At 67.1% G+C, this 13,010-nt stretch carries 18 protein-coding genes; 10 read left to right on the top strand and 8 right to left on the bottom strand.

The window, feature by feature from the left end; translation table 11 throughout:
• Nucleotides 1–4: 4 nt before the first annotated feature.
• From Q344_RS0114885 to dtd, 6 genes are all read left to right on the top strand, one after another.
• Complete coding sequence (locus Q344_RS0114885) at nucleotides 5–1,204, top strand: toxic anion resistance protein (protein WP_028287440.1); 1,200 nt, start codon at nucleotides 5–7, stop codon at nucleotides 1,202–1,204.
• A 48-nt stretch (nucleotides 1,205–1,252) separates the two neighbouring features.
• Nucleotides 1,253–2,170, top strand: a complete 918-nt coding sequence (locus tag Q344_RS0114880) for a DUF2927 domain-containing protein (protein WP_084178424.1) — start codon at nucleotides 1,253–1,255, stop codon at nucleotides 2,168–2,170.
• A 194-nt stretch (nucleotides 2,171–2,364) separates the two neighbouring features.
• A complete protein-coding gene (locus tag Q344_RS0114875; RefSeq protein WP_028287438.1) occupies nucleotides 2,365–3,498 on the top strand; it encodes an SPFH domain-containing protein in 1,134 nt (377 codons plus the stop codon).
• A 91-nt stretch (nucleotides 3,499–3,589) separates the two neighbouring features.
• Nucleotides 3,590–4,702: a TFIIB-type zinc ribbon-containing protein gene (locus Q344_RS0114870; RefSeq protein WP_028287437.1), complete on the top strand. Its 1,113-nt coding sequence runs from the start codon at nucleotides 3,590–3,592 to the stop codon at nucleotides 4,700–4,702.
• Between the two features lie 5 nt (nucleotides 4,703–4,707).
• Entirely contained in the window at nucleotides 4,708–5,391 is a 684-nt protein-coding gene (locus tag Q344_RS0114865; RefSeq protein WP_028287436.1) for a nitroreductase, read from the top strand.
• Nucleotides 5,392–5,394: 3 nt separating this feature from the next.
• Nucleotides 5,395–5,838, top strand: coding sequence for a D-aminoacyl-tRNA deacylase (gene dtd / locus Q344_RS0114860; protein WP_028287435.1), 444 nt, complete (start codon nucleotides 5,395–5,397; stop codon nucleotides 5,836–5,838).
• Nucleotides 5,839–5,845: 7 nt separating this feature from the next.
• Here the strand turns inward: dtd and Q344_RS0114855 are convergent, their stop codons facing one another.
• A complete protein-coding gene (locus Q344_RS0114855; RefSeq protein WP_028287434.1) occupies nucleotides 5,846–6,100 on the bottom strand; it encodes a hypothetical protein in 255 nt (84 codons plus the stop codon).
• Nucleotides 6,101–6,430: 330 nt separating this feature from the next.
• Between Q344_RS0114855 and Q344_RS24075 the strand changes: the two genes are divergently transcribed.
• From Q344_RS24075 to Q344_RS0114840, 3 genes are all read left to right on the top strand, one after another.
• Nucleotides 6,431–7,078 (top strand): helix-turn-helix transcriptional regulator, encoded by a 648-nt coding sequence (locus Q344_RS24075; RefSeq protein WP_051630654.1) that lies wholly within the window; start codon nucleotides 6,431–6,433, stop codon nucleotides 7,076–7,078.
• A gap of 119 nt (nucleotides 7,079–7,197) precedes the next feature.
• Nucleotides 7,198–7,365, top strand: coding sequence for a 50S ribosomal protein L33 (gene rpmG, locus Q344_RS0114845; RefSeq protein ID WP_008885060.1), 168 nt, complete (start codon nucleotides 7,198–7,200; stop codon nucleotides 7,363–7,365).
• 105 nt (nucleotides 7,366–7,470) lie between these two features.
• Nucleotides 7,471–7,980: a GNAT family N-acetyltransferase gene (locus Q344_RS0114840; protein ID WP_028287433.1), complete on the top strand. Its 510-nt coding sequence runs from the start codon at nucleotides 7,471–7,473 to the stop codon at nucleotides 7,978–7,980.
• 19 nt (nucleotides 7,981–7,999) lie between these two features.
• Here Q344_RS0114840 and Q344_RS0114835 read toward each other — a convergent pair whose 3' ends face one another.
• From Q344_RS0114835 to Q344_RS24070, 3 genes are all read right to left on the bottom strand, one after another.
• Nucleotides 8,000–8,257, bottom strand: coding sequence for a hypothetical protein (locus tag Q344_RS0114835; RefSeq protein WP_156954713.1), 258 nt, complete (start codon nucleotides 8,255–8,257; stop codon nucleotides 8,000–8,002).
• 4 nt (nucleotides 8,258–8,261) lie between these two features.
• Nucleotides 8,262–8,549 (bottom strand): hypothetical protein, encoded by a 288-nt coding sequence (locus tag Q344_RS0114830; protein WP_028287431.1) that lies wholly within the window; start codon nucleotides 8,547–8,549, stop codon nucleotides 8,262–8,264.
• Between the two features lie 395 nt (nucleotides 8,550–8,944).
• Complete coding sequence (locus Q344_RS24070) at nucleotides 8,945–9,406, bottom strand: MarR family winged helix-turn-helix transcriptional regulator (protein WP_051630652.1); 462 nt, start codon at nucleotides 9,404–9,406, stop codon at nucleotides 8,945–8,947.
• An 82-nt stretch (nucleotides 9,407–9,488) separates the two neighbouring features.
• Here Q344_RS24070 and Q344_RS24065 point away from each other — a divergent pair, with 82 nt between their 5' ends.
• On the top strand, nucleotides 9,489–9,986 hold the full coding sequence (locus tag Q344_RS24065; protein ID WP_036539272.1) for a PaaI family thioesterase: 498 nt from the start codon (nucleotides 9,489–9,491) through the stop codon (nucleotides 9,984–9,986).
• A 155-nt stretch (nucleotides 9,987–10,141) separates the two neighbouring features.
• Here the strand turns inward: Q344_RS24065 and Q344_RS0114815 are convergent, their stop codons facing one another.
• The 4 genes from Q344_RS0114815 to dgcA all read right to left on the bottom strand — a co-directional run bounded on the left by Q344_RS0114815 (nucleotide 10,142) and on the right by dgcA (nucleotide 13,000).
• The gene (locus Q344_RS0114815) at nucleotides 10,142–10,405 is read right to left on the bottom strand and encodes a hypothetical protein (protein WP_156954712.1); all 264 of its coding nucleotides are present in this window, start codon (nucleotides 10,403–10,405) and stop codon (nucleotides 10,142–10,144) included.
• A 145-nt stretch (nucleotides 10,406–10,550) separates the two neighbouring features.
• Nucleotides 10,551–10,844: a hypothetical protein gene (locus Q344_RS0114810; protein WP_028287429.1), complete on the bottom strand. Its 294-nt coding sequence runs from the start codon at nucleotides 10,842–10,844 to the stop codon at nucleotides 10,551–10,553.
• A gap of 306 nt (nucleotides 10,845–11,150) precedes the next feature.
• The gene (locus tag Q344_RS0114805) at nucleotides 11,151–12,014 is read right to left on the bottom strand and encodes a D-amino-acid transaminase (protein ID WP_028287428.1); all 864 of its coding nucleotides are present in this window, start codon (nucleotides 12,012–12,014) and stop codon (nucleotides 11,151–11,153) included.
• Between the two features lie 20 nt (nucleotides 12,015–12,034).
• Nucleotides 12,035–13,000, bottom strand: a complete 966-nt coding sequence (gene dgcA / locus Q344_RS0114800) for an N-acetyl-D-Glu racemase DgcA (protein WP_028287427.1) — start codon at nucleotides 12,998–13,000, stop codon at nucleotides 12,035–12,037.
• Between the last annotated feature and the right edge of the window lie 10 nt (nucleotides 13,001–13,010).

The following is a 13,010-nucleotide window of genomic DNA, read 5'->3' as shown; positions in this document are numbered from 1 at the left end:
GACGATGTCCGATACCGTCCGCAGGAAGGCCGCCGAATCCGTAACCATGGTCGAAGAGGTCACCGCCACCGTGCTGCCCGAACCCAAACAGGAGATCGTTCCGCTGGAACAGGCCGAGCCCGCCGCGGCCGAGGCGATCCGCAAGCGCATCGCCGAGATCGACATGGGGGACACCAACTCCATCGTCAGCTTCGGCTCCGCCGCCCAGGCCGAGCTGCAGCAGATCAGCCAGGCGATGCTGGCGGACGTCAAGAACAAGGACGTCGGCCCCGCCGGCGACAGCCTGCGCGACATCGTCTCGGCGATCCGCGGCTTCTCGGTCAGCGAGCTGGACGTCGGCCGCAAGCGCAGCCTTTGGGACCGGATCCTCGGCCGGGCGACGCCGATGGCCAAGTTCACCGCCCGGTTCGAGGAGGTGCAGGGCCAGATCGACCGCATCACCGATGACCTGCTCAAGCACGAGCACGCGCTGATGAAGGACATCAAGTCGCTCGACATGCTCTACGACAAGACGCTGAACTTCTACGACGAGCTCGCGCTCTACATCGCGGCCGGAGAGGAGAAGCTGAAATCGCTCGACGGCGGCGAGATTCCCGCCTTGGAGGCCGATGTGCAGGCCGCGGCGGAGAACGCGCAGGTGATGAAGGCGCAGGAGCTGCGCGACCTCCGCGCCGCCCGCGACGACCTCGAGCGCCGGGTGCATGACCTGAAGCTGACGCGGCAGGTGACGATGCAGTCGCTGCCCTCGATCCGGCTGGTGCAGGAGAACGACAAGTCGCTGGTCACGAAGATCAACTCGACCCTCGTCAACACCGTGCCGCTGTGGGAGACGCAGCTGGCCCAGGCGGTCACCATCCAGCGCTCTGCCGAGGCGGCGACCGCCGTGCGCGACGCCAACGACCTGACCAACGAGCTGCTGACCGCCAACGCCAAGAACCTGCGCGACAGCAACAAGGCCATCCGGCAGGAGATGGAGCGCGGGGTCTTCGACATCGAGGCCGTGAAGCAGGCCAACGCCGATCTGATCGGCACGATCCAGGAAAGCCTGCAGATCGCCGACGAAGGCAAGAAGAAGCGCGCGGCCGCCGAGGCCGACCTGCAGAAGATGGAGGCCGAGCTGCGCGACACGCTCGCCTCGGCCAAGGCGAAGGCGACGGGGCTCGGCGACACGACCTCGACCGCCGTTCCGCCGCAGCAGGGCTGAGGTCACACAGGGGTGGGCGGCTTCAGGACATTCCTCACGGGACTCGCCGTGACCGCCCTGCTCGCGGGCTGCGAGCAGGGCTTGCAGACATCGCTGACACCGAAGGCCAGACCCGTGGTGCTGCCGAAGCCCGTCGAGGAGCGGCCCAAGCCCTCGGCCCGCTCGGAAGAGCTCACGCGGTATTACGCGGGCGTGCAGGCCGACCTTCTGGCGCAGGGGCTCCTGCGGCAGGACGGCGGCGGGATCGACACGCCGTTCAACACCCGCCAGCTGGCCGAGAATTTCGAGCGCATCGCGCTGTATGACGAATACGCGCGCGGGGCGGGGTTGCGGACGGCCTCGGACGCGCCCTCGCACCTGCGCCGCTGGGTCCTTCCGGTGCGCGTCAACGTGGAGTTCGGGGACACGGTGCCCGAGGAGATCAGGGCCACGGACAGCGCCTACATCGCCGATTACGCCGCCCGGCTGGGGCGGCTGACCGGGCATCCGGTGACCATGGCCCGCGGAGCGTCGGCCAATTTCCACGTGCTGGTGATGGGCGAGGACGACCGCGGCCCCGCGATCCGCCGGATCCGGCAGCTGGTGCCGAACATCTCGGACAGCTCGGTCGACATCTTCCGGACGCTGCCCCGGTCGATCCACTGCCTCGTGGTCGCCTTCTCGGGCGGCAGCAGCGATTACGAATACCGCAAGGCCATCGCCTTCGTCCGGGCCGAACATCCCGACCTGATGCGCCGCTCCTGCTATCACGAGGAGATGGCGCAGGGCCTCGGCCTCGCCAACGACAGCCCGAACGCGCGGCCGTCGATCTTCAACGACGACGACGAATTCGCATTGCTGACCACCCACGACGAGCTGCTGCTGCGGATGCTCTACGACACGCGCCTGTCCACGGGGATGACCCCGGCGCAGGCCCGCCCGATCGTGCAGGAGATCGCGGAAGGGCTGTCGGGGGGGCCGTCGTGATGCACCCTCCGCGGCTTTCCACGAACCCGGCGAATAGGCTGCGGACCGTCGCCGCCCGACCCCGCCACCAGGCCGGGCGCGATCCGGGCGCAGCTTGCACGCAGCGTCGCGCGGTTTCCGGCCATCCGATCCACACGGGGTTCGGGGCCGCCGAAACCCGTCACCCCTAACCACCACGTCATTCCGAGGTCACCATGGGCATCTTCGATTTCCTCTCCGGCGAGTTCATCGACGTCATCCACTGGACCGACGACACCCGCGACACGCTCGTCTGGCGGTTCGAGCGGCATGGCCACGCGATCAAGTACGGCGCCAAGCTCACGGTGCGCGAGGGGCAGGCGGCGGTCTTCGTGCATGAAGGCCAGTTGGCCGATGTCTTCACGCCCGGGCTCTACATGCTCGAGACCAACAACATGCCGGTGCTGACCACGCTTCAGCACTGGGACCACGGCTTCAAGTCGCCGTTCAAGTCCGAGATCTACTTCGTCAACACGACCCGGTTCACCGACCTGAAATGGGGCACGAAGAACCCGATCATCTGCCGCGACCCCGAGTTCGGGCCGGTCCGGCTGCGCGCCTTCGGGACTTACGCGATCCGCGTCACCGACCCGGCGAAGTTCCTGCAGGAGATCGTAGGGACGGATGGCGAGTTCACGATGGACGAGATCGCCTTCCAGATCCGCAACATCATCGTGCAGGAATTCTCGCGCGTCGTCGCCTCCTCCGGCATTCCGGTGCTCGACATGGCGGCGAACACCCGCGACCTCGGCACGCTCGTGGCGAAGGAGATCACCGGCACGCTGGCGCAATACGGCATGGAGATGCCCGAGCTCTACGTCGAGAACATCTCGCTGCCGCCCGCGGTCGAGGAGGTGCTCGACAAGCGGACTTCGATGGGAATCGTCGGCGATCTCGGCAAATACACCCAGTTCGCCGCCGCGCAGGCGATGGAGAGGGCGGCGAGCACGCCGAATTCGGGCATGGGCGCGGGGATCGGGGCCGGGATGGGCATGGCCATGGGTGCGGCGCTCGGCCAGCGCGGCCCCTGGGGCACCGCGCCTGCCGCCGCCGCTCCGGCGCAGGCGGCGCCGGCCGCCGCGGCCCCGCCCCCGCCCCCGCCGGTCGAACACGTCTGGCACCTGGCCGAGAACGGCCAGACCTCGGGTCCCTTCTCCAGGGCCCGGCTGGGGCGGATGGTGACGGAAGGGTCCTTCAGCCGCGACACCCACGTCTGGACCGCCGGGCAGGACGGCTGGAAACGGGCCGAGGACGTGCCGGAGCTGGCGCAGCTCTTCACCGTGATGCCGCCGCCCCCGCCGGGGGCCTGAACCGCGGAACGCGGCGGAGCCGGCCCTTGACCCTCCGGGGCGGGGGCCACACTCTCCGCCCCGGATGCCGGAGACGAGGGGCAGCACGACCATGACCAGCGACGCGGCTGCGGCCGTCCCGACGGACCACCGCTTCCCCTGCCCCAATTGCGGCGCGGATTACCGCTTCAACCCCGCCACCGGGGAGCTGGTCTGCGATTTCTGCGGCAACACCGAACAGGTCGAGGGGCTGACCCAATCCCATGTTCCCGCGATCCGCGAGCTCGACTTCAACGCGGCGCTCGAGGCGCGCCTGCCCGAGGCCGAGACCGAGGAGAGCCGCGTCTCCAAATGTCCGAACTGCGGCGCGGAGGTCGAGTTCGACCCGGATATCCACGCCACCGAATGCCCCTTCTGCGCCACGCCCGTCGTCACCGACACCGGGGTGAACCGACACATCAAGCCGCGGGGGGTCCTGCCCTTCGCGCTGGACGAAGCGGCGGCGCGGCAGGCGATGACCGCGTGGCTGGGCGCCTTGTGGTTCGCGCCGAACGGGCTGACCGATTACGCGCGCAAGGGGCGCCGGATGCAGGGCATCTACGTGCCCTACTGGACCTTCGACGCCGACACGGCGTCGCGCTATACCGGCGCACGGGGGCATATCTACTACGAGACGCATACCGTGATGCGCGATGGCAAGCCGCAGCGGGTGCAGGTCCAGAAGATCCGCTGGAGTCCCGCCTCGGGCCGTGTCCGGCGCTTCTTCGACGACGTGCTGGTGCTGGCCTCCACCTCGCTGCCCAAGCGCTACACCGACGCGCTGGAGCCGTGGGACCTGTCCGCGCTGGAGCCCTACCGGCCCGACTTCCTCGCCGGGTTCCGGGCCGAGGCCTATCAGGTGGAGCTGCGCGCCGGCTTCGACGAGGCACGGCAGAAGATGGACCGGGTGATCGAGCGCGACGTGAAATTCGACATCGGCGGGGACGCCCAGCAGGTCCACGCGATCGACACCACGGTCGCGGACGTGACCTTCAAGCACGTGCTGCTGCCGGTCTGGCTGGCCGCCTACCGGTTCCGCGGCAAGACCTATCGCTTCGTGGTCAACGGCCGCACCGGGCGGGTTCAGGGCGAACGGCCATGGTCCGCGTGGAAGATCGCCTTCGCGGTGCTCCTCGGCCTGATCGTCGCCGGGATCGTCGCCTTCGTGACCTCGCAATCGGGATGAGACAGATGACAGACACGACCGACCTTGCCGCCCTCGACGGGCTTCTGAAATCGCGCCATTCCTGCCGCGCCTTCACCGACACGCCGGTGCCGGACGACATCATAGAGACACTCGTCGCCACCGCGGGGCGTGCCCCGTCCTGGTGCAACTCCCAGCCCTGGCAGGTGATCGTGACCCGCCCGGCCGAGACCGAGGCGCTGCGCGCGAAGCTGCTTGCCAACCCCACCTCGACCGAGGGCGGGCACCCGGACATGACCTTCCCCACAGGCTACACCGGCCAGCACCGCGACCGCCGCCGCACCTGCGGCTGGCAGCTCTATGACGCGGTCGGGGTGACCAAGGGCGACCGGGAGGGCTCGGCCCGGCAGGCGATGGAGAACTTCCGCTTCTTCGGCGCGCCGCACACCGCGATCCTGACCTCCGGGACCGAGCTTGGCCCCTACGGCGCGATGGATTGCGGCGGCTTCATCCTCGCCTTCTGCCTCGCGGCCGAGGCGCTCGGGCTGGGCTGCGTGCCGCAGGCGGCCATCGCGGCCCATGCCCCGCTGCTGCGCGACCATTTCGGCGTGCCCGAGGACCGCATGATCCTCTGTGCGCTCAGCTTCGGATACGAGGACCGCGACCACCCCGCCAACGCCTTCCGGACCGAGCGCGCGCCGCTCTCCGAAATCCTCGACATGCGGGGCTGACGGATGCGGGCCCTGATCCAGCGTGTGTCCGAGGCCGCGGTGCGGGTGGACGGAGAGGTGATCGGCCAGTGCGGCCCGGGCCTTCTGATCCTGGTCTGCGCCATGCCCGGCGATGACACGGCGACCGGAGAGAAACTGGCCGCGAAGATCTCGAAGATGCGGATCTTCGAGGACGAGGCAGGCAAGATGAACCGCGCGCTCGTCGATACCGGCGGCAGCGCGCTTGTCGTCAGCCAGTTCACCCTCGCCGCCGATACCAGCCGCGGCAATCGCCCCGGCTTCTCCGGCGCCGCCGCCCCGGCCGAGGCCGAACGGCTCTACACCGCCTTCGCCGCCAGCCTCGCGGCGCTCGGCCCCGCGGTCGAGACGGGGCGCTTCGGCGCGGACATGAAGGTATCGCTGATCAACGACGGCCCGGTGACGATCTGGATCGACACCGACGGCTGAGGCCGGGTCAGGTCCGTTCGTGGGCGATGGTCGCCACGACGCCCCAGACGATACTGAGCGGCCAGGTCAGCAGGACTCCCCAGCTCATGGTGACCAGCGCGATGATGATGGCGATCGTCACCATGAAAATGCCGCCGACGATGGAAGAATAGAACAGACCGACCGGGCCGAAGACGAGCGTCAGTAAGAATGCCAGCCCCAGGCTCTTGCCGTTCCTTGCCCTGATCAGATGCCGGTCGTGCGGGTCGTCATTCGCCTTCAACGCGAAACTCCTTCAGAATTCAGACATGGCCTCAATTTCAGCGCGACCCCGCATCGCCTGAAATAGAATAGTGCATCGCCGCGGAACGAAGTTCTCTTGCGTGCAGGCGCCGACCCAACACACGTTTAGCGTGCCGCATTGGACACGATGTCTGCCCAGACTTAGACCCATAGTGCTAGGGCGCTGCAAAAAACGGCACCACCTTCGCCCTTTGCAATTGCCGAGGGATGAGTCGTCCCAGGGTTGCCGGGAATCGGATCGTTACGTCACGGGTTGTGGTTAACGATATTTTCTGCTGCCATTGCATGATCGCAGGAACGGCGAAACGTCATGCACGAAACCGATGACCTCTTCAGGGAATTGCATTCGCTTTGCGGCGGCGGATACAATTTCGGCTTCCATTTGCGTTATTCCAGGCCCGTTCTGGTCCGCTCGACCTATGAGGACGTCTGGTCGCTCCATTACTCCAAACGCAAGTTCATCCTTGCCGATCCGACGATGATCTGGTCGCTGCTCCACACCGGCGCGACCCGCTGGTCCGAGATCGACATTCCCGATCCGCTTGGCGTCCTTTGCGAGGCGGCCGGATATGGATACCGCTTCGGCGTCACCTGCAGCACCGGCCCGATCGAATCGCGCAGCCTGGGCAGTTGCGCCCGGCGGGACCGGGAATTCACCGATGCCGAGATCGCCGCGATCCTCGACGTGGTGACCCGCATCCACGCCCGGGTGGAGCGGCTGCCCGGCCTCAAGAGCCACCAGCAGGAGGTGCTGCAGCTGCTCGAGGCAGGCCTCACCTACGAGCAGATCTGCGCAGAGCTGGACCTCTCCCGCACCGCGGTGGTCAACCGGCTGAAGGGCGCCCGCAAGGTGCTCGGCGCCGCCACCAATGCCGAGGCGATCCGCATCGCGATCGAGCGCGGACACCTGACCTCGACCAGCCTGACGGGGGTCGCCAAGGGGCTGCCCTTCGGCTGAGTCCGGCCGCACGCGCTTTTTCGGCGGATAGCGGTTGACTCATCCCCGGGCTTGGGTAAAAGGCGCAGTTCAAGAGATTTCGCGGAACCACGACCCGTTCCGCCGCAGGAGACACGAAAATGGCGAAGCCGACCACCATCAAGATCCGCCTGAACTCGAGCGCGGGCACGGGCCACTTCTACGTGACCAAGAAGAACGCACGCACGATGACCGAGAAGATGACCGTACGTAAGTACGATCCCGTCGCGCGGAAGCACGTCGAGTACAAGGAAGGCAAGATCAAGTAAGATCGCCCCCAACTCGAAGAAGATGCAGAGCCGCGCCGCCAGAGCGCGGCTCTTGTCGTTTCAGGGTTGCGCTCCCCTCCCCCACGGGACCCAGGAGCCATCCCGATGTGCCAGACGATAACGATAAGACCCGCCGTGCCCGGAGACCTCGAGAGGGTCTCCACCATGCTCGCACGGTCCTACCGCGCCCTCCTCGCCGCCGATTACGAGCCCGACGTGCTGCGCGACGCCCTGCCCCACCTGGCACGGGCCAACCCGCGGCTGATGCGCTGCGGGACCTATTTCGTCGCGATCGATCAGGACGGGCGTCCGCTGGCCGCGGGCGGCTGGACCGACACCTCGCCCCATGGGTCCGTCGGGCGGCGGAGCGAGGGCCACGTGCGCCACGTCGCCACCGATCCGGACTGCGTCCGGAGGGGGCTGGGACGCCGCCTGATGGCCGAGGTGCTCGCCTCTGCCGAGGCGGCCGGAATCCGGCGCCTGCATTGTCAGAGCACGCTCACGGCGCAGCCCTTCTACAGCTCGCTCGGGTTCGAGATCGGGGGGAGGATCGATATCCGCATCGCGCCCGGGGTCTGGTTCCCGGCGGTGCAGATGAGGCGTCAGGCGGGCTGACGGCTCCGGGGCGCAGGTGTCAGTCCTGCGTCCCGGAAGCGGGGGTCGTGCCGGTCGCGGCATCTGCCGTGTCCGGGTTCACGCTGTGCCCGTCGTCGATGGGTGACGGCATGGGATTGCGCGGCTGGCTCAGCTCGCTCAGGCCCCAGCCATAGGGCGGCGAGACCTCGTCCGGGCCGATATAGGCTCCGGCAGCGCCGGCGGAGAGGCTGAGCCCCACCGCCAGCACCAGGGGCACCCGGGGAAGGGTACCGGTCAGGTCACGAAGCCACGGCATCCGATCAGCGGTAGCGGTTGCCGAAGGCGGTGTCGTCGTTGTCGCGGTTGTCCGAGGTGAACACGTATTCGTTCACGGTTTCCTCGCCGATCAGCGCGGCATCGCGGGAATCGTACACGTCCGAGGTCTTGACGGTGGTCTTCTGACCATCGGTCGGCTGTGCGGTCACGTAGCCCAGTTCGTAGTCACGGGTCGGGACGTTGGCGCGTTCGTCGGAGGGGCTGTAGGCGAATGCGGAGCCCGCGACGAGGACGGTTGCGAGAGCGCTGGTCGCGAAGGTTGCGAGTTTCATTTCTGTCTTCCTTTTGCTGTGCGGGGGCGGTGTATCGCCTCCGATGACGGTGATCTGTGCCTTTTTGTCGGAAGCTTCAAGATCGGGCATGCACAGCAAGGTAACAGCAGTATGACAAGGTTACTCGCGTGAAACTTGACAGAATAATTGCTATTTATCAAATGCTTGGCGTGTTTTTCGCACTTTGACGAAGTTTTGGGCGAAAATCACGCCGCCGTGACATCGCCCGCCAAAATCGTCGCTTTCGACTCGTAAAGCGTCGTTTTTGTAACTAAACAGGTCAGTTCAGTTATTTTTTCAAGGCTTCTGCGCATCTGCGCACAGGTCGTCTGTTTACGGAATCCGGATAGCAGGATTGCAGCCGCTGCAGGGCTCCGTTGCGGCAATCGCGGGTGTCACTCTCCCAGACGTCCCACGTCACGCATGAGATCGGCCATCGAGACGCCCTCCATCGCCGTCGCGACCTCGTCCTGCGCCTGTTTCCAGGCCTCGGCGGCCGCCACCATGCGGCGCCGGCCCTCGTCCGTGAGTCGCAGGATCCGCTTGCGCCTGTCCTCCGGATCGACGTCGGAGGTGACGAACCCGTCCCGCTCCAAGAGCGCGAGCCCGCGCGACAGCGTCGACTGGTCCATCTGCGCCTTCTCGGCGAGCCGCTGCACCGTCGGCCGCTTCATCGCATGGATCCACGGCAGGAGAGAGAACTGCGCAATCGTCAGCCCGTGTTCCTCCAGCACCTTGTCGTAGAGCCGGATCATCCGCCGGGACGCCCGTCGCAGCGCGAGACAATAGCACGCGCCCGACATCAGCTCCTCGAAGGCGGGCGTGACCGCGATGTCGTCCTTCAATCCCTCGGCCATGACGGCCTCCTCCCGTTTTGCCCTTGACTCGATGCATATGCATGGACATTACTTGCATAGACATGCAATTTGAGGGTATCCCATGAAGGACGCGCCGTCCACAGACGCGGTCAGCTACGGCCTCGCCCGTCCCGACCAGATCGCAACGCTCACGGGACTGGAGCAGCTGCAGGCGATGCTGCGCGGCGAGCTCCCGGCTCCGACGATCTGCCGGGCGCTTGATTTCATCCTGACAGAGGCCGGAGATGGCTGGGCCGAGTTCCGCGGCACCCCGTCCGGCGACATGCTGAACCCGATGGGCCTCGTGCACGGGGGCTGGGTGATGACCCTGCTCGACAGCGCCCTGGGCTGCGCCGTGCATACGACGCTGGCACCGGGCGAGACCTACGTGTCGCTGGATACGGACGTGAAGTTCGTGAAGCCCATCACGCCCGCGACGGGCGAAGTCACGGTGACCGCCCGCATCCAGACCCGCGGACGGCAGGTCGGCACGTCAGAGGGGCGCGCGGTGGACGCGCAGGGCCGGATCCTCGCCCTCGGCACGTCGTCCTGCCTCGTCCGGCAGGCGCCCGAAGCCTGAAGGGGAAAGCCCACCGGGCGCCGGACCTGACCGGCCCCGGACCGGGCGCAGGGGCGACGGATCCGGGTCTCCCGCCCGCTGGACCGTCGCGCCCAAGGCGCCGCCGGACCGCCGCGCGTCATCCGGCGGCGTCGTCAACCTCACAGCCGGCAGGCTTACCGATAGTCGCGCGGATCGGCCTTGCGGGCCGCGGCCTCGGCGTCGTTCTCGAACACGTACTGGTTCACGTATCGCTGTCCGATCAGCGCCGCCTCGAACGGGTCATAGACCTGAAGCGTGGGAACCCGCTCCCGCCGGTCCGCGCCGATCACCTTGCCGACGATACCCAGCTCGGCCTCGCGCTCGGGCACCTGCGGCGCTTCGGCATTCTCGCTTCCGGCGGCCGCGGGGGCGGCCAGAAGGCACATAAGGATCGCCATGCGATGCATCCGGGATCTCCTCCATCGGCGCTGTGCGCCCTGCACTCCATCTAGGGCCCGGCCTCATCCCTGCCCACCCCTGCCGGACATGAAAACGCCCTCTCCCCGGCCGGGGAGAGGGCGCAAGGCCTGCCAGGATCCGGGATTACCGGTAGCGGGCATCTTCCATCTTGTAGTTGCCGCCAGCCTCGACGCGCTGGCCGTCGTCATTGAAGATGTACTGGTTGACGTTTTCCTGATCGATCACGGCCGCTGCCTTCGGGTCGAAGACACGGTCGGTCTTCACCACTGTGCGGGCATCGGGCTCGATCGTCTGGCCGACGACGTCCTGCTGGTATTCACGCGGCGGGACGACGCCGTTGTTGGTGTATTCCGTCGCGGCGAGGGCCGGCCCGGCGAGTGCGAGGGCAAGGGCGGACGTGGTGATGATGCGTTTCATGATGTAACTCCTGTTCCGGTGTTGCCGACACTGCCGGCGTTCGGGAAGACAATGCCTGTGCGGATGCGCAGGTTCCGCAATCGGGCCGCATGCCGCGCCGCGGCGCGGGAATTGCGATTCATCAAATAAAATCAGCCGCTTGTAGGATTTACGCCGCGCGCACGGCAAATGCCCCGCTCACATTCGGGTGATAAAACTCAACCCGAAAACGCAATATGTAGCATCCGACCCCGAGGCCGGACCCCACATATGCGCATCACGGCCCGCAAAACAGGACCTGTGCACAACCGCACAAATCCAGTCGTGTCAGATGGCCGTCTTCCGGCTCTCGTCGAGGTAAATCTCCCGCAGCCGCGCCGCCACCGGCCCCGGCTTGCCGGTGCCGACCTCGGCGCCGTCGATCTTCACCACCGGCATGACGAAGGCCGAAGCCGAGGTGAAGAAGGCCTCGTCCGCCCCCTGCGCCTCCTCGATGGAGAAGGATCGCTCTTCGACCTCCATCTGCGCCTCCCGCGCGAAACGCAGCACCGCCGCCCGGGTGATCCCGTGCAGGATGTCGTTCGACAGCGCGCGGGTGATGATCTTGCCACCCTTCACGATATAGGCGTTGTTCGAGGTGCCCTCGGTGACCTTCCCGTCCTCGACCAGCCAGGCGTCATCCGCACCGGCCTTCTTGGCCATCATCTTGCCCATCGAGGGGTAGAGCAGCTGCACCGTCTTGATGTCGCGCCGGCCCCAGCGGATGTCCTCGATCGAGATCACGCTGATGCCCTGCTTCGCCACCGGGTTGTCCGCCAGACCTGGCTTGTTCTGGGTGAAGAGCACGATGGTCGGCGCCGTCGTCTCCGGATCCGGGAAGACGAAATCCCGGTCGCCGGGCGACCCGCGGGTGATCTGGAGATAGATCATCCCCTCCTCGATCCCGTTCCTCGCGACGAGCTCCCGGTGGATCTCCAGAAGCTCCCCGGTGGTGCAGGGCGCCTTCATCTCGAGCTCGCCCAGCGAGCGCTCCAGCCGCTTCGCGTGGCCTTCGAAATCCACCAGCTTGCCGTCCAGCACCGAGGTCACCTCGTAGACCCCGTCGGCCATCAGGAAGCCGCGGTCGAAGATCGAGACCTTCGCCTCCTCCTCGGGAAGATACTCCCCGTTCACATATACGGTCCGGCTCATCTGTCTCTCCTGATGTCCTGTCAGCCCCAGAGCGAGGCTTCGGGCGGGTACACGCCCTGTTCGTCGTAGCGCAGCGGCGCGTCGCGGTCTTCCGCCAGAAGCAGCGGACCGTCAAGATCGGTCACCATCGCCCCCTGCGCCACCAGGACGGCCGGCGCCATGGCGAGCGAGGTGCCCACCATGCAGCCGACCATGACCCTGTAGCCTTCGGCCAGCGCCGCGTCGCGCAGCGCCAGCGCCTCGGTCAGCCCGCCGGTCTTGTCGAGCTTGATGTTCACCACGTCGTACTTGCCCTTCAGCTTCGGCAGCGAGGCGCGGTCATGGCAGCTCTCGTCGGCGCAGACGGGCACCGGGCGGTCCATGCCGATCAGCGCCGCGTCATCGCCCGCGGGCAGCGGCTGCTCCACCAGCGCGACGCCGAGGCGCACGAGATGCGGCGCGAGCTCGGCATAGACCTCCGCCGACCAGCCCTCGTTCGCATCGACGATGATCTTCGACGCGGGCGCCCCCCGCCGCACGGCCTCCAGCCGCGCCATGTCGTCGGGCGTCCCGAGCTTGATCTTCAGCAGCGGCCGGTGCGCATGCTTGCGCGCCTGCGCCTCCATCTTCTCCGCCGTGTCGAGCGAGAGCGTGAACGCCGTGATCTCCGGCCCCGGCACCTTCAGCCCGGCCAGCTCCCACGCCCGCTTGCCCGCGCGTTTCGCCTCGAGGTCCCAGAGCGCGCAATCCACCGCGTTCCGCGCCGCCCCGCCGGGCAGCAGTCCCTGCAGCTCCTCCCGCGTGAAGCGCTCCGGCAGCCCCTCGATCTCCTCGGTCACGCTCTCCAGCGTCTCGTCATAGCGGGCATAGGGCACGCATTCCCCCCACCCCACGACACCATCGTCCGAGACCTTCACGGTCAGAACCTTCGCCTCGGTCCGCGACCCGCGCGAGATGGTGAACACCTCCGCCAGCCGGAACGTCTCTGCCTTGACCGATATCTCCAATGGTCCGCCT

Origin of the sequence: Pseudooceanicola nanhaiensis DSM 18065 (genome assembly GCF_000688295.1) — a bacterium.
Classification (GTDB): domain Bacteria; phylum Pseudomonadota; class Alphaproteobacteria; order Rhodobacterales; family Rhodobacteraceae; genus Pseudooceanicola; species Pseudooceanicola nanhaiensis.
Note: the sequence above shows the minus strand (reverse complement) of the source record. Positions and strands in the feature narration are given on the sequence as shown.